Source organism: Bacillus sp. SA1-12 (assembly GCF_000981385.1).
Classification (GTDB): Bacteria; Bacillota; Bacilli; order Bacillales; family Bacillaceae; genus Metabacillus.
The window spans coordinates 1-301 of sequence record NZ_LATZ01000065.1; the positions used below are offsets into that span (position 1 = coordinate 1).

Annotated in this window: 1 protein-coding gene; it reads left to right on the plus strand. The window is 53.8% G+C overall.

The features are described 5' to 3' along the window. A partial coding sequence (locus tag WQ54_RS17690) for a GTPase (RefSeq protein WP_046585942.1) occupies window positions 1–301 on the plus strand: 301 nt, incomplete at both ends.

Here is a 301-nt window from a genome sequence, read left to right on the forward strand (position 1 = left end):
CATCGAGCCAAACACGGGCGTGGTGCCTGTGCCTGACTTGCGCTTGGATGCGTTAGCCAAAATTGTGAACCCACAAAAAGTGCTACCGACCACCATGGAGTTTGTCGATATCGCCGGCTTGGTCGCGGGTGCATCACGCGGTGAAGGACTGGGTAACAAATTCCTGGCCAACATCCGTGAAACCGACGCCATTGGCCATGTGGTGCGCTGTTTTGAAAATGACAATATTGTCCATGTGTCGGGCAAAGTCGATCCTGCTGATGACATTGCCGTGATTAACACCGAATTGGCGCTCGCCGAC